The organism is Chryseobacterium indologenes (genome assembly GCF_001295265.1).
GTDB lineage: Bacteria > Bacteroidota > Bacteroidia > Flavobacteriales > Weeksellaceae > Chryseobacterium > Chryseobacterium indologenes_A.
In genome coordinates, this window is sequence record NZ_LJOD01000001.1 from 442,335 (window position 1) to 462,591 (window position 20,257).

21 protein-coding genes are annotated in these 20,257 nt (G+C 38.5%); 8 read left to right on the forward strand and 13 right to left on the reverse strand.

Annotated elements, in window-relative coordinates:
- Positions 1-4: 4 nt before the first annotated feature.
- Positions 5-847: a sugar phosphate isomerase/epimerase family protein gene (locus AOB46_RS01985; RefSeq protein WP_062696353.1), complete on the forward strand. Its 843-nt coding sequence runs from the start codon at positions 5-7 to the stop codon at positions 845-847.
- 165 nt (positions 848-1,012) lie between these two features.
- Here AOB46_RS01985 and AOB46_RS01990 read toward each other — a convergent pair whose 3' ends face one another.
- Positions 1,013-1,696 (reverse strand): MBL fold metallo-hydrolase, encoded by a 684-nt coding sequence (locus AOB46_RS01990; RefSeq protein WP_062696354.1) that lies wholly within the window; start codon positions 1,694-1,696, stop codon positions 1,013-1,015.
- A 55-nt stretch (positions 1,697-1,751) separates the two neighbouring features.
- Complete coding sequence (locus AOB46_RS01995; RefSeq protein WP_062696355.1) at positions 1,752-2,339, reverse strand: Crp/Fnr family transcriptional regulator; 588 nt, start codon at positions 2,337-2,339, stop codon at positions 1,752-1,754.
- 255 nt (positions 2,340-2,594) lie between these two features.
- Here AOB46_RS01995 and AOB46_RS02000 point away from each other — a divergent pair, with 255 nt between their 5' ends.
- A complete protein-coding gene (locus tag AOB46_RS02000) occupies positions 2,595-3,176 on the forward strand; it encodes a Crp/Fnr family transcriptional regulator (RefSeq protein ID WP_062696356.1) in 582 nt (193 codons plus the stop codon).
- A 376-nt stretch (positions 3,177-3,552) separates the two neighbouring features.
- Here the strand turns inward: AOB46_RS02000 and AOB46_RS02010 are convergent, their stop codons facing one another.
- The 4 genes from AOB46_RS02010 to AOB46_RS02025 all read right to left on the reverse strand — a co-directional run bounded on the left by AOB46_RS02010 (position 3,553) and on the right by AOB46_RS02025 (position 7,262).
- The gene (locus AOB46_RS02010; protein WP_062696358.1) at positions 3,553-4,434 is read right to left on the reverse strand and encodes a pirin family protein; all 882 of its coding nucleotides are present in this window, start codon (positions 4,432-4,434) and stop codon (positions 3,553-3,555) included.
- Positions 4,435-4,684: 250 nt separating this feature from the next.
- A complete protein-coding gene (locus AOB46_RS02015) occupies positions 4,685-5,269 on the reverse strand; it encodes a Crp/Fnr family transcriptional regulator (protein ID WP_062696359.1) in 585 nt (194 codons plus the stop codon).
- Between the two features lie 9 nt (positions 5,270-5,278).
- Positions 5,279-5,590, reverse strand: coding sequence for a hypothetical protein (locus tag AOB46_RS02020; RefSeq protein WP_062696360.1), 312 nt, complete (start codon positions 5,588-5,590; stop codon positions 5,279-5,281).
- A gap of 67 nt (positions 5,591-5,657) precedes the next feature.
- On the reverse strand, positions 5,658-7,262 hold the full coding sequence (locus AOB46_RS02025; RefSeq protein ID WP_062696361.1) for a Na+/H+ antiporter: 1,605 nt from the start codon (positions 7,260-7,262) through the stop codon (positions 5,658-5,660).
- A gap of 179 nt (positions 7,263-7,441) precedes the next feature.
- On the opposite strand from AOB46_RS02025, the gene AOB46_RS02030 reads away from it, so the two are divergent.
- Positions 7,442-8,155, forward strand: coding sequence for a 2OG-Fe(II) oxygenase (locus AOB46_RS02030; protein ID WP_062696362.1), 714 nt, complete (start codon positions 7,442-7,444; stop codon positions 8,153-8,155).
- A gap of 80 nt (positions 8,156-8,235) precedes the next feature.
- Here AOB46_RS02030 and AOB46_RS02035 read toward each other — a convergent pair whose 3' ends face one another.
- Both AOB46_RS02035 and AOB46_RS02040 read right to left on the reverse strand, forming a co-directional pair.
- The gene (locus AOB46_RS02035) at positions 8,236-9,141 is read right to left on the reverse strand and encodes a DNA-3-methyladenine glycosylase family protein (protein ID WP_062696363.1); all 906 of its coding nucleotides are present in this window, start codon (positions 9,139-9,141) and stop codon (positions 8,236-8,238) included.
- Between the two features lie 58 nt (positions 9,142-9,199).
- Positions 9,200-9,838 (reverse strand): hypothetical protein, encoded by a 639-nt coding sequence (locus tag AOB46_RS02040; RefSeq protein ID WP_082377010.1) that lies wholly within the window; start codon positions 9,836-9,838, stop codon positions 9,200-9,202.
- Positions 9,839-10,200: 362 nt separating this feature from the next.
- Between AOB46_RS02040 and AOB46_RS02045 the strand changes: the two genes are divergently transcribed.
- Positions 10,201-10,989: a PhzF family phenazine biosynthesis protein gene (locus AOB46_RS02045; protein WP_062696364.1), complete on the forward strand. Its 789-nt coding sequence runs from the start codon at positions 10,201-10,203 to the stop codon at positions 10,987-10,989.
- Between the two features lie 126 nt (positions 10,990-11,115).
- On the opposite strand, the gene AOB46_RS02050 is transcribed toward AOB46_RS02045, so the two are convergent.
- Entirely contained in the window at positions 11,116-11,853 is a 738-nt protein-coding gene (locus tag AOB46_RS02050) for a hypothetical protein (protein WP_062696365.1), read from the reverse strand.
- A 639-nt stretch (positions 11,854-12,492) separates the two neighbouring features.
- Between AOB46_RS02050 and AOB46_RS02055 the strand changes: the two genes are divergently transcribed.
- Positions 12,493-12,675 (forward strand): hypothetical protein, encoded by a 183-nt coding sequence (locus AOB46_RS02055; RefSeq protein ID WP_062696366.1) that lies wholly within the window; start codon positions 12,493-12,495, stop codon positions 12,673-12,675.
- Here the strand turns inward: AOB46_RS02055 and AOB46_RS02060 are convergent.
- From AOB46_RS02060 to AOB46_RS02075, 4 genes are all read right to left on the reverse strand, one after another.
- Positions 12,672-12,866 carry a hypothetical protein gene (locus tag AOB46_RS02060; RefSeq protein WP_062696367.1) on the reverse strand — a complete coding sequence of 65 codons (195 nt, stop codon included), beginning with the start codon at positions 12,864-12,866 and terminating at the stop codon, positions 12,672-12,674. The two genes, AOB46_RS02055 and AOB46_RS02060, sit on opposite strands and share 4 nt — an antisense overlap.
- 70 nt (positions 12,867-12,936) lie before the next feature.
- Entirely contained in the window at positions 12,937-13,476 is a 540-nt protein-coding gene (locus AOB46_RS02065) for a hypothetical protein (RefSeq protein ID WP_131724293.1), read from the reverse strand.
- A gap of 308 nt (positions 13,477-13,784) precedes the next feature.
- Positions 13,785-14,546: a LytR/AlgR family response regulator transcription factor gene (locus tag AOB46_RS02070; RefSeq protein ID WP_062696369.1), complete on the reverse strand. Its 762-nt coding sequence runs from the start codon at positions 14,544-14,546 to the stop codon at positions 13,785-13,787.
- A 7-nt stretch (positions 14,547-14,553) separates the two neighbouring features.
- A complete protein-coding gene (locus AOB46_RS02075; RefSeq protein WP_062696370.1) occupies positions 14,554-16,506 on the reverse strand; it encodes a tetratricopeptide repeat protein in 1,953 nt (650 codons plus the stop codon).
- Between the two features lie 241 nt (positions 16,507-16,747).
- On the opposite strand from AOB46_RS02075, the gene AOB46_RS02080 reads away from it, so the two are divergent.
- From AOB46_RS02080 to AOB46_RS02090, 3 genes are all read left to right on the forward strand, one after another.
- A complete protein-coding gene (locus AOB46_RS02080; protein WP_062696371.1) occupies positions 16,748-17,446 on the forward strand; it encodes a hypothetical protein in 699 nt (232 codons plus the stop codon).
- 95 nt (positions 17,447-17,541) lie between these two features.
- A complete protein-coding gene (locus AOB46_RS02085) occupies positions 17,542-18,012 on the forward strand; it encodes a hypothetical protein (protein WP_062696372.1) in 471 nt (156 codons plus the stop codon).
- Between the two features lie 303 nt (positions 18,013-18,315).
- Entirely contained in the window at positions 18,316-20,199 is a 1,884-nt protein-coding gene (locus AOB46_RS02090; RefSeq protein ID WP_062696373.1) for a type VI secretion system Vgr family protein, read from the forward strand.
- Positions 20,200-20,257: the final 58 nt, after the last annotated feature.

Sequence of the window (20,257 nt, forward strand, 5' to 3'; positions counted from 1 at the left end):
AGTAATGAATATAAAATTAGGGGCTTCCCTACTCTCCTGGATCACTCCGCAATGGAATGCAGAATCCGGAAAATATGCTATAGAAAAAACCGCACAGACCGGGTTTGACCTCATCGAGATACTGCTGCCGAATTCAATGGAGTTTGATGCTGCTACGGTAAAAAAACAGCTTAGAGAAAATGATCTGGAAGCCGTATGCTCATTAAACCTTCCCAAAGATGCCCATATTGCGTTTTATCCCGGGATCGCAGAAAAACTCATCAAAAAAGCAATTGATAAAGTTAATGAGCTTGATACCCACCTGCTGGCCGGGGTACTGCATGGCGGAATAGGCGTCTTTACCGGAAAACCTGTCACAAAAAAGGAAAAGGACATCATCACTGAAGTATGGTGTAATGTGGCAGATTATGCCCAAGCCAGAAATGTAGATATCGCCATAGAACCTGTTAACCGCTATGAATCTTATGTCTGCAATACAGCGGAAAATGTTCTGGAGCTTATAAAAAAAACAGGAAAAAACAATCTTTTTCTTCACCTTGATACGTTTCATATGAATATTGAGGAAAACAATTTTTATGACCCCATTATCAATTCCGGAAAAAGGCTGAAGCATATTCATGTTACAGAGTCCCACCGCGGTATGCCGGGAGAAGGAACCGTGAACTGGGACGCATTTTTCTCGGCACTGGAAGAAATCAATTTTGAAGGGAATCTGGTTCTTGAAAATTTCAGTTCTTCAATTCCGGGAATGCAGGAAAAGGTTTCATTATGGCAGCAGTCACCGCATAATGCCCAGGAACTTGCCGAAGGAAGCCTTGCTTTTTTAAAGAAACATACAAAAAAATAGTCATTATCCGAGTAATGATTCACTTACGTTTTTCCGGCTATTATCACAATAGCCGTTTTGTTTTTGTCTTTAACTCCTTCATCTGCTCTTTAAGGTTTTCATTTTTTTACATTCCGCATTTGTGATTTTTCTTCTTTTAAATCTTAATTACAGCACGATGTATCTTTAAACAGCCGCGCCACATTCAGCCACAAATTTCTCAAACTTCCGATCTGTATTTCGCATGACCGGTCCGTGCCCGAAACAGATAATGGCAGGATTAAGCTCTGCTAACTTCCGGAGCGACCGGATATTGCGATGCTGATCTGAGGTGAATATGTTGGGCGGAAGCCGCAGTCCGGTTGCTGTCGTAAGAAGGTTCATATTGGTCGCCGCATCCCCTATTATCAGTACACCATCACGCTCACGGAATAAAGAAATATGGCCTGGCGAATGCCCGGGCGTCTCTATTACCCGAAAGTTTCCTATGCTGTCATTTTCAACGATTGTCCGTTCAACTTTATGCCCCTGCCCTGCCCAGTATTTCTGCTGGAGCTTTGCTACCCAATGTTCCGGGGCCGGATAATCGTTGGTTACCATACCCGTTTCGGTCCTGAAAACTTCGTCGGGATGACAGAGTAAGGGTATCGCGAATTCAGCGCATATCTGATCGCTACAGCCCTGGTGATCTGCATGCGCATGCGTAAGTATATGTTGATAAACAGGAATTTTCTGAAGTGCTTTCTTTACAGTGGTATATGAACTCCGTATTCCGGAATCTACCAATACACCTTCAATAATATAGCAGTTGATGCTGTTTCTGGGCATGAGTGAAATCTGGGTTACTTCGGGAGCAATCTTACGTAGCATTGTTTTTTTTATGCAAATCTACATTGATGGCCAGGATTGCATAAGGACATTTGTCCTATAATACATCAGGTCTGTGTATTTGTCCTTTTGCCCGAGTAAGCGATCGCTGCGTGATGCCCAGATATGATGCCAGATCCTGTGTTGCAGTGCGCTGGACAAGCATGGGTTCGCTGGATAAGACATGACGGTACTTGTCCACAGCAGATCTGTTATTGTAATTCAGCAGATAAAGTTCCTTTTCCCGATACTCCTTTTCCATCACTAATTTTATAACTCCGTTCCAGGCAGTTACCTGGCTGAGCAAATGCTGATAGTCCGGATAGCTTATTGTATAGATTATACTATCTTCTATAGCCCTGATACTCCTTCTGGACTTTTCCTGTTTCACAAACTCAGGAAACGAGGTTATGAATTCCTTTTCAAACTTGAAGCAGGTTATATTTTCCTTTCCTTCTTTGTCGGTAGCATATGCCTTTACAGCACCACTAACGATAAATCCAATATGACGGCAGAATTCATCCTCACGAATAAAAAAGTCACCTTTTTTTAAGCGGATCGGTTTGAAGAACTGCGCAGAAAAGCTGATTTCTCCGGCAGACAGCTCTTCTGTTGAGGATAGATAATTTTCAAATACTTCAGTCATTCCGCACTATTTTTTCTCTTTTTATATTCTTCTTAACCGTCTGCAGATTACAGACAAATCCGGCATTCAAATCTAACCATTATTTTACATTCAAAAAAGGGAGGATGTCTCAAAATATTCTGTTCTCAGGATGCTTATCAATACCAATCAATTTCCGGGTACGGACTCACCTGAACAGTCATAATCGTAATATTCCTTATGAAGGATTCCTATTTTCAGTATATTTACTTTTGAGTTAGGTAAACATAACAACTAATGTACGACACTTTAATAGAATATATTAATTCGCGGGTATCCAGACCTTTATCAGCCAATGAAATTGGCATTCTGAAAAGTAATTTTGCTCCTCATAAACTTAAAAAGCGTGATTTCTTTTTACATGCAGGAGATGTAAGCAGCTATATGGGATTTCTTGCTAAAGGTTCCATGAAAAAATACAGTACGGACAGCAAAGGTACCGAGCACATCATGAGCCTCTATATTGAAGGCTGGTGGGTAGGTGATCGTGAGAGTTTTGCCAAGCTCACTCCTTCTTCCTTTAATATTGAAGCTTGTGAAAATACTGATTTACTTGTTTTAACTAGGGAAGCAACAGCAGAAGTATTCTCTCTTCCTATTATGGATGAACTCAGACGTCAACTGGATGAAAATTATTCTTTCGCCAGCCAAAAAAGAATCAATGCAGCTATAAGTATGACGGCTGAAGAGCGGTATAACATGCTCATTGAAAGCTACCCTGAATTTTCGCAGCGATTTCCACAGCATATGATTGCATCGTATTTAGGCATTACCCAGGAAACCCTGAGCAGAATCCGTTCCCGGGCTATCAAAAAATAATCAGGATTGATTGACAATAAGAATTACTTTTCCCCGGTTAATTCAATAACTGATATTTTTTATAAAAACAACGGGCTGCCCCAACAGGAGACAGCCCGTACATCAACAATATTAATGAAACCTGTTCATTATTTCTTTTCAGACTCCGAAATAGCTTCCGAAATTCCGCTTTCCGCAGTTTTAAAAAAGGCGGGGCCTGCGAGCAGATATACTTTTTCTAATTTTTTTGTTGAAGAAAATTTAGCATGTATAATTCCTCTGACTACATTTCCTGCTATCAAAGCGGTTGGAGAATATATTCCTGCATCTTTTAAATCGCTGACAAAAGCTGCTTACGGTATTTTGTACTATACTTTTCATGATATTAAATCTTGGGTTATAATGTCATGGGTACTTCCATTACAAGAATTTCTGTATCTGCTGTAGTTGTTTTTAGGTTGATCTCTTTAACATCCCAAACCCCGAAACCATCTCTTTTTTCTAATTTTTGTCCTTCAATTTCAATGCTTCCTTTTATCAGAAATACATAAACCCCGTTTCCTTTTTTTCTGATCTGGTAATTAATTTCCTTCCCTTCATCAAAAGATCCCATATGAAACCAGGCATCCTGATGAATCCAAACCCCTTCAGCATCAGCATCAGCATCAGGTGAAAGAATCTGTTGAAATTTGTTGTGGCTTTTTGTTTTATCCAGAGTGATCTGATCATATCTTGGCGCTACGTTTCTCTTATTCGGATACACCCAGATCTGGAGGAACTTCACAGGCTGGTCACTGTTTCTGTTGAATTCGCTATGCATAATTCCTGTTCCTGCACTCATGACCTGGATGTCTCCACTTTTGATTACTGCTGTATTTCCCATGCTGTCTTTATGCTCAAGGTCACCTTCCAGAGGAATACTGATAATTTCCATATTGTCATGAGGATGAGTTCCAAAACCTCTTCCTGCTTCTACTTTATCATCATTCAGCACTCTTAATACTCCGAAATGCATTCTTTCAGGATTATAATAGTTGGCAAAACTGAAAGTATGCTGGCTCAGTAACCATCCGTGGTCTGCCTTTCCTCTTGAATCTGCTCTATGAATTACGGAGTTATCTTTGATTTTCGATTCTGTATTAGGCAGATGGTTATATCCGATTGGTTCCAGGGGTTCAATTTCATCAATCTCATTTTTCATGGTATTACCTAAAGAAGCAGATGCGACAAACATTCCTGTTCCCAGCAATCCTTTCTTTAAAAAATCTTTTCTATCCATATCTCACTTGTTATTTGCTTGTTTTTGATATAACAAATTTAGAGAAACGGAAGAGCCTGCACATTTAACTAGTTTAATAAATGACTTCAGCAAAAAAATGCAACTGAGTTTTTTGATAGTAACAGCTTGGAAAAACGCAACAAGCCAGTATCCCACAAACCACTGTAAATCCAATACAAAGCTGAAGTTTTAGAAATAATACAGAATGTTAATCTGCGCGATCAGTTTAATTTACGCTGCAACGGGAAGCTTATTTTTCCCTGGAAGCAAGACGCTTTCTGATTGTGCTTACAAATTCTTTAGAAACGCCCAGATATGAAGCGATATAATATTGAGCAACTCTCTGGGAAATAGAAGGATATACTTTGATAAACTCAAGGTACCGGTCTGAAGCTGATTTTGAAATGGTATTGACCAGACGGTTCTGAAGGGTGAACAGATTTCTCTGTACCAGCATTCTGAATACCCTTTCAAACTTAGGAATTTCTCTCAGCAATTTTTCTTTTGTTGTCGGATTCAGCATATAAATTTCTGAATCTTCCAGCGTTTCTATATAAACCCTTGCCGGTTTTTGTTCCTGAAATGAAGAAATATCACTGATCCACCAGTCTTCGATGGCAAACAGCAGGGTAACCTCGGTTCCGTTATCATCTAAACAATACATCCGCAAGCATCCTTTATGAATATACCCTTCAAACTGGCATATTTCTCCTTCTTTTAATAAAACGGATTTCTTAGGAAATGTCCTGCAAACCAATAAGTCTGTAAAGGTTTTTTCTTCTTCCGGAGTAAGGCTGATAAACCGTGTAATGTTTTTGATGATATTATCAAACATAAAAATATTTTATGTCTGCAAATTAGGAAAAAGACTGTAAACTTCATTCTTTAACAGTCCGCTTCCTCCTCCATAATGCTCAATAACGTTTACTTTTTTGTCTAAATTTCCACAAAATACTTTAATATCTTTCTCAAACTGCTCTTCCAATCCGGAACTTAAAAGAACAATATCCACATCATTTTCTTTAATATATGCATAACTGTGTTCTTCATCACTTTGAATTTCTGCAGTCCAGCCTTCATTATTTTCTATAATCCGCTTTAAGACATCCAGAATTTCCTGATTTTTTCCAATGACTAAAAAATGTAATACTTTCATTAGGGTTTAAGGTTTAAAGTTCAGGGGTTAAGCTTTATTCTGAGCATTATTTTCAGTTTTCAGGCCGTTATAAATGTTTGTTTCCCGTTATTTTCAATTCATTTAAATCAAGCTGTGACTCTGCTTTTCTGATTTCATCATCACTGAACAATTTTTCACGTTTCATTTTGAACAATTCTTTCCTCTGTAAGGCAAAAATATCAAGCATGATCTTATGATACTCCTTCATATCATTTTGCCTGTTGGTACACATTTCCAGGGAACTTAAATGATTCTGATGAAGTTTAATATCATTTTCCAGGGCAGTCTTAAGGTTTTCAATTAAACTGTTGGAGCTGACCTCCTGCTCTTTATTAAGCTGTTCTATAGCAAGCCTGTCGAGTCTCATCTGAATTCCTGCCTGCTGTTCATGGGAAGGGATCACAGGATCAATCTCTCCTATTTTTGTTAATCTGATGATCAAAGGTAAGGTAAGCCCCTGAAAAACCAATGTTACAAAAATAACGATGAAGGTCATAAAAATAATCAGGTTTCTCATAGGGAATTCAGTCTGTGCGTTCATCATTACCGGAATGGATAATGCTGTGGCCAGGGAAACAACTCCTCTCATTCCTGCCCATCCTATAATCAATGGATTTTTCCATCCCGGATTGGGATCACGCCGGGCTTTTTCACTTATCCATCTCGGAATATGAGCTACCGGATAGATCCATAAGAGACGAACGATAATAACAATACAACTGATGATTAATCCATATTTAATTCCCTGTACCAAAGAGGTTTCTCCCAACCCGCTGATAATATCCGGCAGCTCAAGGCCTATCAGAACAAAAACCAAAGCATTCATTACAAAAATCAACGTATTCCAGACTCCCGTCATATTAATTCTTGTTGTTCCTGTTTTGAAAATTTCATGAGCCCGGAAAGACATGAACAGTCCTCCACTTACTACGGCCATTACTCCGGAAAAGTGAAAATGTTCTGCAGAAAGAAATAAAATATATGGTGTCATTACCGTAAGTGCGGCATCAATAGCCGGAGTCGTAGGCAGAAACCTGTGAATGGCATAGAAAATATGAGCTCCTGCAATCCCTGTAACAATTCCCATTCCTGCCACCCAGAAAAACTGTCCGGCTGCTTCATGCATAGAAAAAGCTCCTGTCATTACCGCAGCCAGTGCAAAACGGAATACGATCAGGGAAGAAGCATCATTAATCAGGCTTTCTCCTTCCAGTATTTCAATGGTTCTTTTGGGTACTTTCAATCCTTTTAATACAGTTGTGGCTGCTACAGCATCCGGCGGGGAAACAATTCCCCCCAGTAAAAAACCTAGCGCCAGTGTAAATCCGGGAATCAAAGCCTGTGAAGCATAGGCTACCACCAGGGAAGTCAAAAATACCAGTCCAAAAGCCAAGAGGCTTATGGGGCGCTTCCATTTCCAGAAATCATTCCATGAGGTATACCAGGCCGCTTCATACAATAACGGTGGCAGGAAAATAAGAAATATAATATCCGGATCCAGCTTTAAAACAGGAACTCCCGGAATCATGCTGATGCCAAGCCCGGCAAGAACCAGGAAAATAGGATAGGCAATTTTTATTCTTTGTGCCAGCATGACCAGCAGCATAACAATGAGCAGTAATCCCAATATTAAAAGTAGTTTTTCGTGCATGGGCTATAAATAATAATAGTAATCTTTAATTTTTAAGCTAAATTACAACTCATAAATGACTTGTACATTTAACTGGTTTAATAAATCTGAAAAATTCAGAATTCAGTTTCCAGAAATACCACAGGTTTCGGATTTTCTTCTCCCCCGCTTAAAGCTAATTTTATTCCCATAAAAATATTATGAAAAATATAGAAGCAAGATTAGAAACCAAAGACTGGCAAGCAATCAGGGAAGAACTGCACGACAAAGGCTTTGTTATTGTTCCGGAGGTATTGAGCAAAAACGAATGTGATGACTTGATTGAGGCTTATAATGCAGATGATACCTACCGGAAAACGATCATTATGGAACGGTATCGTTTTGGCCTGGGGGAATACAAATACTTTCAGTACCCATTGCCAGAACTGATAACTGCATTGCGGGAAAACGTTTATGCTAAAATAGCACCTGTAGCCAACCTGTGGATGCAGCAACTGAATATAAACAGGAAATTTCCATCTGCACATGAAACAATGAAAAAACTCTGCCGGGAACACGGCCAGGAAAAACCTACGGTTCTTATTCTGAAATATGGTGAGGGAGGTTTCAATACCCTGCATCAGGATCTATATGGTGAAATTTTCTTTCCGATACAGATGGTTTTCATGCTTGATCAGGCAGATGAAGATTACACCGGCGGTGAATTTGTCATTACCGAACAGATTCCCCGCGCCCAGTCTAAAGTAAATGTGTTAAAACCCAATTGTGGTGATATGGTATTATTTACCACCAATTTCCGTCCTGTGAAGGGAAGCAGGGGCTACTACCGGGTCAATATGAAACATGGCGTCAGTCCGCTTCATAGCGGTCACAGGCATAGTCTCGGCATTATTTTTCATGATGGGCGCAGTTAATTCCGGCTTTCAGCATTTATAAAAAAGCGAAAACAGGCACAGGCTGTTTTCGCTTTTTATATTTATTGAACCGGATGTAATTATTCTTTGGGCCGGGCAAGTGTACGCCATAGATAAAATACTAAGTAAGCCTCCCACCCTGTAAAGGGTTTGAAGAATTCCTCTATGGATGCTTTATCATTCTTTGCTTCAATAATTCCATGATTTATGAGGGCATTTAAAAGTCCTGCATCCCCGTGTGGTATGCCGGATGGTTCTTTCAGGCTTTTCATCAGCGCATAGTTCGCCGTCCAAAGACCAATACCCCTTATATTGGTAAGGTATTTAATCCTGCTTTCAAGATCGGGAAGGTTCTGTAATAATTCCCGGCTTAATGTTCCGGCCGAAAAAGCTTTGGCAATAGTAATCAGATATTCTGCTTTCTTCTCAGAAAACTGAAGCGCTCTCAGGTCATCAGTCTTCACTTCTGAAAGTACTTCAGCTGCCGGAAACACGTAATATTTCTCATCTTCATACAGGGTAAATGTTCCGTACTTCTCTACAAGCCTGCGCTTTAGCTTATAGGCAAAAGAAAGATTGATCTGCTGCCCGATGATGCCCCAGGCCAGCGCTTCAAAAAGGTCAGGAATACCGATAAATCTCAGTCCTGAATACTCTTTTGCGATATGAGCTATCCGTTTATCCTCAAGAATTATGCTGTAAAATTGAGTTAAGTCTGTCTCCAGATCGAACCATTCTGAAACAAACCGGATTACGTTTTCAATATCCTGATCACATGGCTTCATGTTCAACCACTCTAAAACCAATTCATCCGGCATCATATAAACATCCACAACCATAATGCTCCCGGCTTCACCAAATGCCCTTCTAACCCGGTCTTTATAAACACGATACATACAATCATCAAAATCACGGCTCAAAAACCATAAACATTCGTCTTTATTGAATAATTCCGGTACCGGTATCTTTATTTTTGTATTTTCCATATTTCAAAAAGCGCTATTTTCAAAGATAAGGAATGCGGATTTTATGATGAACATTCCCTCAGCTGCCCTGCAACTCTGCAGTCTTATCTATCTGGGGCTTATATCCTGCCATAAAGGTATTAACAATGGAATGAGGTGTAAGCACCTTAACAATAAGCTCGGGCATTGCCACCTGGCAACGATCATATCCAGACGGCGTCCAGTGATGGAGTTTTCCATTGAAAAGAAGATAACATTCCTCTTTAATATCAACGAAAATTCCGTCGGGCAGGTTTTTAATCTGCTCAGGGTACATCAGCTTCTGCCGGTTCCGGTCAATACGCTCATAGTGTATAATATCATCAATTTTCTTAACAGGTGTTTTCATGTCAAACCCATATTGAGGGTTGCCTTTTAGCCAGTATTCCTTAAACCGCATGTGATCTTTGTACCTGCATTGAAAGCAGGGTCTATGCCCCGCGGAAAATGTTGTGGCCTCATCAAGAAAGAAAAGTTCTGTCCAGGAATTGGGCTGCATTATTTCCCTGTGCCTTCCCCTGAATTCCAGTACGCATGTTATCCACGCTTTAAGTTTAAATGGCTTTATAATTTCCTGCTTCTCATTGTGGATAACCCCACGATTGCCAAGCCAGGCGCCCCGTGCTTTGGTTCTGATAAGGGAGCCATTGGGAGAAACCCTATTCTGCATTATTGTCATAAAAGGTAAAATGTTTGTTACTACTATATATTTTGGGGATGATAATGGTTTTATTCTGATATTTATTTCAACCATCCGAAAGCATCTCCGCTTGTTTAGGCTAACCTGAATACCCTGTTTCTCTAATTTCCATAACTGATCTTTTTTTATATTACAAAATTATTCCGGAAAATAAGCTTATACAATCTGAATCCTGCTTTAATTGGCAAAAAATATATTTAAAAATACAGGAAACAGATTTTCCACCGGGCAAATAAAAAATTTAACCCGGAAGAGCTAAAAGTATTCATCATTAATTTGCCTTAAGCGAAGGACTGTTCCGGAAATACATTATCTTTGTTACCTCCCTAAGTTAATTAATAATGAAGTTAGAATTATACCAGATAGATGCATTTACAGAAGAAATTTTCCATGGAAATCCTGCATGTGTTGTCCCGTTAAAAAACTGGTTACCCGATGAGATGCTCTTAAAAATAGCCCGTGAAAATGCTGTGGCAGAAACAGCTTTTTTCATTGATAATGGCCATAGTATTCATCTGAGATGGTTTACCCCGGAAATAGAAATGGACTTATGCGGCCATGCTACCCTTGCCACAGCTCACTGCTTAGTTTCCATCCTAAACTATCAGAACAAAAGAATTGTTTTTGAAACCAGAAGCGGAACTTTAACCGTAGAGGTAAAAGACGGATTGTATTATATGGACTTTCCCTCAAGAATGCCTGATGCCTCCACTCTTCCGGATAGTATAGCCCGATCTCTCAATATACAGCCTAAAGAGATCTTCAAATCAAGAGACTATGTTCTGGTATATGAATCTGAGGAGGATATACAAAAAATCAAAATTGAAAGATCAGTTTTCGACCTCATCAATCTGGATCCGGGAGGGGTTATTGTAACGGCTGAAGGTACTGACAGTGATTTTGTTTCAAGATATTTTACACCTCAATCCTCAATTCTTGAAGATCCTGTAACCGGCTCTGCGCACTGCTCGCTCATTCCGTTCTGGTCATCAAGATTAGGAAAAGATAAGCTTTTCGCCCGCCAGCTCTCTGAAAGAGGAGGACAGCTCTATTGTGAAAATAAAAACGAAAGAGTGATTGTGGCCGGTAAAGCCAGGACTTATTCTATGGGATATTTATGGACAGAATAATAATTCCGTTATAATGGGCAACAGTAAAAGTATTTTTGCGGTCATCCTGCCGGAGCTGCCAGCCCCATAATAAAAGAGAAGCTGACCTTTTGAGGAACAGCTTCTTTTTTTATTTTTCTAAAATTATTATTCTACTACTTCAATATTGGTTATTTTACCGTTTTTCCAATGAGTGGTTACTTTGGCTTTAGTACCTAGAACATTGGTAACATTGAAAATATATTTTGTCCCGTCTTCTGTGAAATAGGAAAGCTCTGCTTTATTACTCATCATGTTGCTGGCAGTAAGAAAACCTTCCTGGGTTGCAATATCATGAACATTTTTTCCGGTTTCAACATAAGGAGCAAAACCTTCCAGCAGTCCAATGGCTTTATTTTCGGAATAAGAATCAATAATACGCTGTACATCTTCAGGAATAGAAATTTTACTTTTTGTTGCCACCGGATTCAGCACGGTATATTCAGTTTCGGAAGGTGTGGTAATTATAATTTTGTCAATAGCGGTATTTTCATCTACAAGATAATAAGCATCCTCGAACCCGCTTTCTACATCGTGGGTATAATACATAAGATTATCTTCTGATTTCAGCTCTTTATCTTTACTAAAGGCTTTCAGGAAAATCATTTCATTTTTCGGATTTTTTACTTCCAGATAGATGTATTTTTTTCCTTTTGGCGCTACCTTCACCATTTCTTCTTTAACTGCACGCAACACTTTTCCTTCCTCCAGTTTTAGAATCGTTACAGGGCTTTGATCTACTTTAAATTCCTTCCCTATTTCTACATTGGTAACTTCTTTTCCGCAAGATGTAAAAAGAAGGGTAAGGGAAAGAAGCGGGATTAAAAAAAATGACTGTTTTCTCATAAGTTTAATGATTTTGAATTAATAGTATCAGTTTATATAATTATTAAATTTTCTCCTTTTTCTGAACGATTTACACTGCAATAATAAATGAAAGTAAAATATGAATTCTGTTTAATGAACATTTGTCAGAATTTCAGATATATTCGTTGGGGTTTTAAATAAATTTGTCGGAATGACTGTTTTTATTTTCAGTACGGCATTGATACAATACCCCTTTATTTTATTCAATTTATAGTAAAATAAAATCCCGTTAAAAAACGGGATAGCTTTAGGGAACAAGGCTAATAGAGCCCAATCACCATTTGATACGGGTTTCTGTTTTCGAAATATTCATCTCTATCATTTGCTGTTCCCGCCTTCTTTGAAAATTTCAGTTTCTTCAGTGGTGTTCATGGATACTATATAAAGAATGGCAATCCAAATTGTGTTACCCAATCCAAAAAACATTAATATCATGTCTGTCATTGATAAACTATTCATTTTTCCGCCGTTTAATTTTTATGAACCATCAGTTTACTGAACCCGGGATTTTAAAAATACTGCTTAACCTGCAGCAGGGTTAATGATAAAACCGGAAGCTGGGAGAAGGAGACTGGAAGTTAATTTTAGTTATACAATTACTGAGTGTCATCATAAAAGATGAAAACAGATGTAATGGTTATTTTTCATGGTTTTTACAGCTTCTATCCCCCGGCTTCAAACCTGTCCTGCATCCCGGCCAATGCCGTTATACAGATCATCGGTTTAAAAATGGCCTGTTGCTATATAGAACATAAGCCAGCCCAGACAACCAACTGCCAGCCTCCAGATCAGTTTTTTTAATAAATTATTAGATATTGCTTTTCCTGTTTCCAGATGTGCATCTGTATTTTCATTGGCTGTTCCTGCCTTTTTTGAAAGTTTGGTTCCTGCCACACAGCACTTAATGATAATATATAAAGCACTGCAACCCAGGCGGCATTCGCAAATCCAAGAAACATTAATATCATTCCTATTATTGATAAAGCATCCATGTTTTTATTAGTTTTAATTTTGTTTTTTTATTATCCTAAACTCACTGGTTTTTGAACTTCAATTTATTATTTAAGCAGCAACTCTCTTTTTTAGATGTAATTTATAGCTCATAAAAGCACAGGCTGAAGAAACCGCTAAAGCTCCCCATGCAATTAAAGCAACTGTTTTAGGATTCATTCCAGAGTATTTACCCGCTGCAATGTCAGGCGCTGAAAACCATACCACAAGTCCTAAAATGACTACAGCTATGCTTAATTTTGTTACCAGCTCCTTTTTCATAAATGCGGTAATTACCATCACAAAAGCAAGAACAGCTAATAAAATTCCTAATTTCCCTGCATATTCAACTTTCCATCTTGGAGGTGTTTTTGAAATAATATCAAGGCTTTCCTGAATCTGGGGATCGTCTACCTTGGTTATATCCACCCCCTGTTTCTTTAATTCATCAATTTCTTTTTGTGCATTATCTACAAGAGCGTAAACCTGCTCCGTTTTTTGAGAATCACCATCGGTTCCCATCCTGTTTTCTATGCACTTAAATTGAATTACCGATAAAAACCCGCCTATTATAAAGGCTAAAACCATAAAAATTAAAGTTAATACTCTCATAAAATTGTTGTTTAAATTGAATAATGGTTAGTCATGTTTAGATGCTTTACTCAAGCACTTTTCAAAAATAAAACAAAAGTTTTTTCAGAGTTCAGTGAATGAACATTCGTAGGAAATTGAAGGAAATTCGTTAAGCTCCGAATATATCTAAGGTATAGCACTGCCATTATGAAAATAAGCAGGTGAGTAAATGCGGTCTTTGGGAGGAAAAATACGGATCATGACATCCGTTACTTTTTGATAAGCTGAACCCCACAGCAACAACCCATGGCAGCTTTACAGAGGTTATTGATTAATGGAACGGCTATTTAAAAAGGGCTTACAGTATTTTCAAGAAGTCTTAAAAAGTCATCTTTTTTTCTTACAGACAGCGGAATAACCGTTTTGTTTTTCATGATAATTGTATTCCCGCCATCAGCTTTGATAAAATGGTCAAAATAAGCCATATTAATCAGATGGGACTGATGTGTTCTGAAGAAATTAAACGGTGTCAGCATGTTTTCATATTCCTTCAGATTGGTAGAAACCACAAGTTTGGGCGCATTGATGAAATAAAAGGTGGTATAATTTTTATCGGATTCACAGTTTACAATATCCTGGATGTTCACAGAATAGATCTTATCCGCAGTTTTCAGGATTAAATTCTGAAGGTTTTTAGGACGTTCCAGATTGGCAAACAAATTACTGAGCTTCATATCAAAAACATCTTTGCTCAATGACTCTTCTGCTTTTCTTACTGCTTCAACCAATTCGCCGGCATTAAGTGGTTTCAATAAATAGTCGATTGCAGAAAAACGGAAGGCTTTTATGGCAAAGTCTTCGTATCCTGTAATGAATATTACTTTAAATGTAATGGGAGTTAGCTTTTGAAGCAAGTCGAAACCGGTACCGTCAGGCATTTCTATATCCAGAAAAACAATATCGGGGGACAGTTGCCTGATTATTTTTATCCCTGAATCTACCGAATCTGCCTGTCCTATTATGGTAATATTGGGGCAGTTGGCTTTTATCAGAGTACTGTTCTTCTGTCTGATTTCCTCATTGTCATCAATTACGATGGCTCTTAACATGCTTCAATTAGTTTTCACAAATATAAGGTATTTTAAACATAACTTTCGCTCCTTTCAGGTTTCCTTCGGCATCTACCCTGTTTTCTGATATAATTTCAAAATTTTTATTTTGGGTATAGTTCAGGAGGCGTTCTCTGGTAATATTCATCGCCATTGATTTATGACCATGCTGTTTCTTTTCATGATTGAAGCCCAAACCATTATCAGTTATTTCAAATAATAATTTTTCCTGTTTTAACGAAAAAACAATTTCAATCATTCCTTTTTCAGCCTTATTTCTCATCCCGTGCTTAATTGAATTTTCTATAAACGGCTGGGCCAGCATTGGTGGTATAAAAAAGGATTCTGTATCAGATATTTTTTCAATATTGATGCTGAAATCAAATTTGTCTTTATAAAGAAGCTGTTGTATGGATAAGTAATTTTCAATCATATCCACCTCTTCTTTCAGCGAAATATAATTCTCATTAGAGTTTTCAAGGATCTGCCTTGTCAGTTTGGAAAAACTGTCCAGATAGGATACCGCAACCGTCTCTTTATGGTTGATGATAAGACTTTGGATGTTGTCTATTGAGTTGAAAATAAAATGAGGATTCATCTGTGAAAGCAAAAGCTTCTGCTTTATCCTGTCTTTTTCAAGGACAGTAATTTTCTGTTTCTGCCTGTTGTTCCTGTAATAGAAATAGCCCCCGAGCAATACGAGCAGCAGGGTTCCCGACAGTGCAATCAGCCAGTTATTTTTGGCGGCAGCCTTCTTTTCGGCCTCCAGCTTTAAATTTAATGCTTTTTTCTCGTAGCTGTACTTAAGCTGCTGCTGTGCCAGTGCATTTTTAGAAGCTTCGGTTTTGCTGGAATCGTTTAACTTCGCCTGGAACTCATAGATTTCCAGGGCTTTTTCGAAATTATTATTTTCTTTGAAGACTTTCAGAAGCAAACCTGCAGCGTTCTCCTGAAGCTGTAAATTTTTAATTTTCTTACCGATGAGAAAACCTTCTGATAAAAAATTCTCAGATCTGATAAAATCTTTTTGCCGGTAATACAGATCTCCTAAATTAATATAGGCATTGGCTTTCGATAGTTCATCATCATTATTTTCCAGGGCCTGCTTCAGAAAAGTTTCAGCTTCCGTATATTTCCCCTGCTCCATCTTTACCTGAGCAATTTTACTCAGGCTTATACTGATGTAGGGGCCATTATTTATTTTCTTAAAATAGAAAAGCGCTTTATTAAAATAACCGAGAGCCTCTTCATATTTTTTTGAAGACAGGTAAAATGTACCACAATTTATAAGTGCTTCACTCAGGCGGTATTCATCTTCTCCGGCCAGCTTTTTCTTGGAATTAAAATAATCAATGGTTTTTTTTGAATAGGCAATGGCTTTGTCATACATGTTCTGATCTCCGTACAGGGTTGCCAGTGTATTATTTACATAGGAAATGCCTTCCTGATTTTCTTCAGGGTTTTTCTCAAAATATTTTAATGCGGTGAACAGACACTGTATCGCTTTTTCCTTATCATTAATCTGGGAATAGAAAATTCCTTTGCTCACCAACACATAATTCATTTCATAATCTGCCCCGATGGATTTAAACAGTGCCATACTTTTATCTATATAGGAAACCGTTTTCACCGCATCTCTTTTCATGGTATACTGCCCGGCTAAGTTAGAATAATAGGCAGCCAGATATTGGGTATATTTTACGTGCAGATCCTGCGGATTTGTATTTTTTAAGTTTTTTGAAGCCAGCCTGCCCATCATTTCATTCAGTTCCTGGGCTCTTTTATCATTGGAGGGTATCTGGTCTATCACCGTGGCGATGCTCATCAGCCTGGTGGTATCATGTATTCTGGGGTTCTGCAATGCTTTTTTCAGAGAATCAATCGTTCTGTCCTGTGCAAAAGAACCCGAAGATATAAAAAACAAGAATGCAGCAGCGATTATTAGTTTAGTTTTATACATAAAAGAAAGTGAAAGAATATATTTCAGTCACAAAATTAAGTATTTTAGGCACTTTCACCTAGTCATATTTATTTTTCTCTGCCTTTATCTTATCTTTTTTTATCTTTTTGAAGAAATATCTTAATAATCAGGTGTGCAGCAGAGATTTTTTGTTATTTTGCACCCGCCTTTAAACTAAGTAACCGCTGTAAATTCAGGATTCAGCATACCCTTGAATCAATCTTTTCTAAAATAGAAGAAAATGGAAGATATATACCTATACAAAGACGAATTTGAAAACGATTGCCAGTTTCTCAGAAAAAAGTATTATGAACATGTATCTGCCATAATTACAGATTTTTTTGAAGAACCATTACCCGATAATGAATTTCATCAACGTTTTCTGAATATGCTCAATACTCCTGAAAATTATGAGGATGTATACCACATCACAACCGAAATGCCTTTTTACTGGGCCATCTGCATCATCGAAGACAGATGGACGAATAATCATCTGATTAAAAATAAAACCAATGATGATTATAGAAAATGGAATAACAGGTATTGTATAGAAAATGATATCATCACATTTATTATACAAGGGATTAATGAAGAAACCTATGTTTTTAACAATAATGAGGGCGGTAAAAGCATATTTTTAGTTAAAAAATTTTATGAATTTGTAAGCAGTCTGGTGACTGATTTTTTCAAACAGCCTTTTGAATATAATATAATGAATGTCAGACTTATCAATCGTTTAAATGCTTTATGTTCTAATGGATATTATAAAGATATTAACCCATTCATAGGCAACCCGCCTTATTGGGCACTGTCGATCATAGAAAATAAAGAAACAACCTGTGTTTTGAGTGTAGAGCAGTTAAAATTATATCCGGAATTTCTTGAGAAGTTTTTTAAGAAAAACGGGATCAGCTCGTTTGTTATTCCGGAGAGTTCATAAAAGAACTTTTAAATTTAAACAATATTAAGCAAAGCAAAAAAACATCTTTTCAAAAGAAAATCCTAAATATTCCGTTTAATTCTTAAATTTGACTAATGCAAAAGAATCTTTATCTCATCATTATATTATTTTCCCTTAGCAGCTGCTATACTTACCAGGTAAAAAAGCAAGCAGATCCGGTGTCCGATAATAGGCCGGAAGCGAAAAAGAAGGCAGCTCTTGCCAATACTACTGCTGCGGAAATGAAAGGTGCACCTGCTGACCCTCTAAGCCAGACCCCAAAACAGGCACCTATGCCTATGAATATCCGGGAAAGGCTTGTCCCTAACAAGAATTTTAAAATTGACGTTGATGGCAGATCTTATAAAATAATCGTTGACCGCTGGGAAAGCGACAGTCTGGTGGCCCATCCTGTTAATAGTCCTAAAAAAACACTGAAATTCCATAAGAACCAGATTAATGCCGAGAAAATTGCAGAAAAACGATTCTCACAACCCATAGCTGATATTATTACAGTGGTGGCTTATACCGCAATTGGTGCAGGAATCTATCTTCTTGTCCGCTAATTTTTAAAGTTTTTCCGGTAATTACAGAAATACTGCTGTCCGAAGTCTCCTGACTTCGGACAGCAGTATTTTAGACACCCCATAACTCCTTATTAAAAAACCTCTTTTATCACTAAAACTCCCATCCAACCTCTCCCTCTATTTAATTTTTTCCCCGCTACCGCGCGAATCCTTTCGTATGGTCTTCAATACTACAATCGTAGTTCTACTACAATTTTACAGATTTAATGAAAAATTACATTTCATAATCTATTTTTTATCTAAATTAGGTGATATAATACCAAAAAAAACGCATAAAATATTATGAAAAACACCTCAAATTCTGATAAAGTGTCAGAAAACCACATTGCGGGCATCAACCGGGTGGTAAAACTGGACATTGTGGTTGAGGGCAGGGCTATCAATCACTTTAAACACTTTCGTTTACAACAGAGTGCAAGAAAGCACCATGATTTTGAACTGGTATTGGCTCACGATTCTTTGGGTGAAGTGCAGAACCACAATCTTGCACAGGCCCAGAAGTTTCTGGGAAAAAGAATCACCATTGTCTTCAGATATAAAGATGCCGAAGATGAAAGCCCCGAAAGAACCTTTGTGGGCCTCATTACCAAAGTGGCATTCAGCCAGGAAAAAATGAGCCTGGGAAACATTATCCTGAAAGGAAAAAGCCCCACGATTCTGATGGATGCGGCCCCGCATACCCAGAGTTTCGGAGGAAGCCAGGAAGTGAATACCAATATTATTGCCAACCGGATTATTAAAGAAACGTTAGGCACCAATAAATTCGATTTCAGAATAGACACCCAGAATAAAAGCTATATCAGCTACAGCTCCCAATACAACGAAACCCATTACAACTACCTTACAAGGATTGCGGAAGCTTATGGAGAACAGTTTTATTATGACGGCGAAATCCTTCATTTCGGAAAGCTTCCTTCTTCTGAAAAACCGATCCAGCTGATGTATGGAAGCAATGTAACTGATGTGATGGTTGAACTGAAAGCTGTTCACACCAAACCGGAATACTTTGGCTACAACAGCAGCAGCCATACCAAAATGGTGGGTTCCGATGATCGTATACAGCATTTGGGAGAATTATCATCCAGAGCCTATGAGCTGAATGACACAATTTTCACGACCCGATCTCTCACCCCTACGCCCGTTAACCCCAATATGTTCCTCGATGTGGATGATTCCCAGAAAAGCGCAAGGGGAAGTAAGGCCGTAGAGGTTTTTACCGTTACAGGGCAGACTACCGTTCCGTTCCTATATATCGGTTGCGTGGCAGATTTAGCCATGAGAAAGACAGACAGCAATGAAACCTCACATTTTACCACCTTAATGATCACAGAGGTGAGTCACGAAGTGGATGCAAGAGGATACTATACCGGGACCTTTGAAGCCATCGCCGAAGGAACCGGCTTTATGCCTAAACCTGATTTTGAAATGCCCAATGCAGAACCGCAGGTAGCCACTGTGATCTCCAATGCAGATCCACTGAATCAGGGCAGAATACAGGTACGCTTCGACTGGCAGCTGAATGATACCACCCATTTTATCCGAATGATGAGCCCCGATGCAGGCGGAACAGATGCCATTACCCAAAACAGAGGCTTTGTAGCCATTCCGGAGATTGGCGATCAGGTGATGGTAGGATTTGAATACCATAATCCCGATTTTCCGTTTGCCATGGGCGGAATGTTCCACGGACAGGTAGGCCTGGGCGGAGGCGTAGACAATCACCTGAAATCTATACAGACCAGAAGCGGCATAAGGGTTTTAATGAACGATGCGGACAAAAGTGTAACCATTAAAGACCCAAGCGGAAACACCTATTTTATGGATGGACAGGGCAATATCCAGGTGACAGCTCCAAAGAATATGACCTTTATAGCCGGAGAAGACATGCATATTTCAGTGGGAAGGAACATGACCACCAAAATCGGGCAGGACAGCACCATCAATATCGGCAATGACCACACCGAATCGATCACCAAAAGATACACCCAGATCTCAGAAAACAAAAGTGTTACGGTTAGAAAAGATCAGACGGAAAGCACTGGCAATAAATTTAAAAGCATTGCCGGAGAAGCCGATATACAGACCTCTAAAGGTGATTTAAAACTTAGAGGAACCACACTGGCCGTATTCCAGGGAGGAAAAGACGTTAAAGTCAGTAAAGGCTAGCCAACTACAGGTGATGAAAGTAAATTTTCAGTTGTTAACAGCTACAGCAATTGAATCC

Excerpts from the sequence above, each read along its gene's own strand:
- AOB46_RS02015 (WP_062696359.1), bottom strand. The coding sequence starts at position 5,269 with ATGTTTGATAATATCATCAAAAACATTACACGGTTTATCAGCCTTACT.
- AOB46_RS02035 (WP_062696363.1), bottom strand. The coding sequence starts at position 9,141 with ATGGAAAATACAAAAATAAAGATACCGGTACCGGAATTATTCAATAAA.
- AOB46_RS02065 (WP_131724293.1), bottom strand. The coding sequence starts at position 13,476 with ATGAGAGTATTAACTTTAATTTTTATGGTTTTAGCCTTTATAATAGGC.
- AOB46_RS02010 (WP_062696358.1), bottom strand. The coding sequence starts at position 4,434 with ATGGATAGAAAAGATTTTTTAAAGAAAGGATTGCTGGGAACAGGAATG.
- AOB46_RS02020 (WP_062696360.1), bottom strand. The coding sequence starts at position 5,590 with ATGAAAGTATTACATTTTTTAGTCATTGGAAAAAATCAGGAAATTCTG.
- AOB46_RS01985 (WP_062696353.1), top strand. The coding sequence starts at position 5 with ATGAATATAAAATTAGGGGCTTCCCTACTCTCCTGGATCACTCCGCAA.
- AOB46_RS02000 (WP_062696356.1), top strand. The coding sequence starts at position 2,595 with ATGTACGACACTTTAATAGAATATATTAATTCGCGGGTATCCAGACCT.
- AOB46_RS02040 (WP_082377010.1), bottom strand. The coding sequence starts at position 9,838 with ATGACAATAATGCAGAATAGGGTTTCTCCCAATGGCTCCCTTATCAGA.
- AOB46_RS02080 (WP_062696371.1), top strand. The coding sequence starts at position 16,748 with ATGGAAGATATATACCTATACAAAGACGAATTTGAAAACGATTGCCAG.
- AOB46_RS02025 (WP_062696361.1), bottom strand. The coding sequence starts at position 7,262 with ATGCACGAAAAACTACTTTTAATATTGGGATTACTGCTCATTGTTATG.
- AOB46_RS02075 (WP_062696370.1), bottom strand. The coding sequence starts at position 16,506 with ATGTATAAAACTAAACTAATAATCGCTGCTGCATTCTTGTTTTTTATA.
- AOB46_RS01990 (WP_062696354.1), bottom strand. The coding sequence starts at position 1,696 with ATGCTACGTAAGATTGCTCCCGAAGTAACCCAGATTTCACTCATGCCC.
- AOB46_RS02085 (WP_062696372.1), top strand. The coding sequence starts at position 17,542 with ATGCAAAAGAATCTTTATCTCATCATTATATTATTTTCCCTTAGCAGC.
- AOB46_RS02030 (WP_062696362.1), top strand. The coding sequence starts at position 7,442 with ATGAAAAATATAGAAGCAAGATTAGAAACCAAAGACTGGCAAGCAATC.
- AOB46_RS02070 (WP_062696369.1), bottom strand. The coding sequence starts at position 14,546 with ATGTTAAGAGCCATCGTAATTGATGACAATGAGGAAATCAGACAGAAG.
- AOB46_RS02045 (WP_062696364.1), top strand. The coding sequence starts at position 10,201 with ATGAAGTTAGAATTATACCAGATAGATGCATTTACAGAAGAAATTTTC.
- AOB46_RS01995 (WP_062696355.1), bottom strand. The coding sequence starts at position 2,339 with ATGACTGAAGTATTTGAAAATTATCTATCCTCAACAGAAGAGCTGTCT.
- AOB46_RS02050 (WP_062696365.1), bottom strand. The coding sequence starts at position 11,853 with ATGAGAAAACAGTCATTTTTTTTAATCCCGCTTCTTTCCCTTACCCTT.
- AOB46_RS02090 (WP_062696373.1), top strand. The coding sequence starts at position 18,316 with ATGAAAAACACCTCAAATTCTGATAAAGTGTCAGAAAACCACATTGCG.
- AOB46_RS02055 (WP_062696366.1), top strand. The coding sequence starts at position 12,493 with ATGAAAACAGATGTAATGGTTATTTTTCATGGTTTTTACAGCTTCTAT.
- AOB46_RS02060 (WP_062696367.1), bottom strand. The coding sequence starts at position 12,866 with ATGGATGCTTTATCAATAATAGGAATGATATTAATGTTTCTTGGATTT.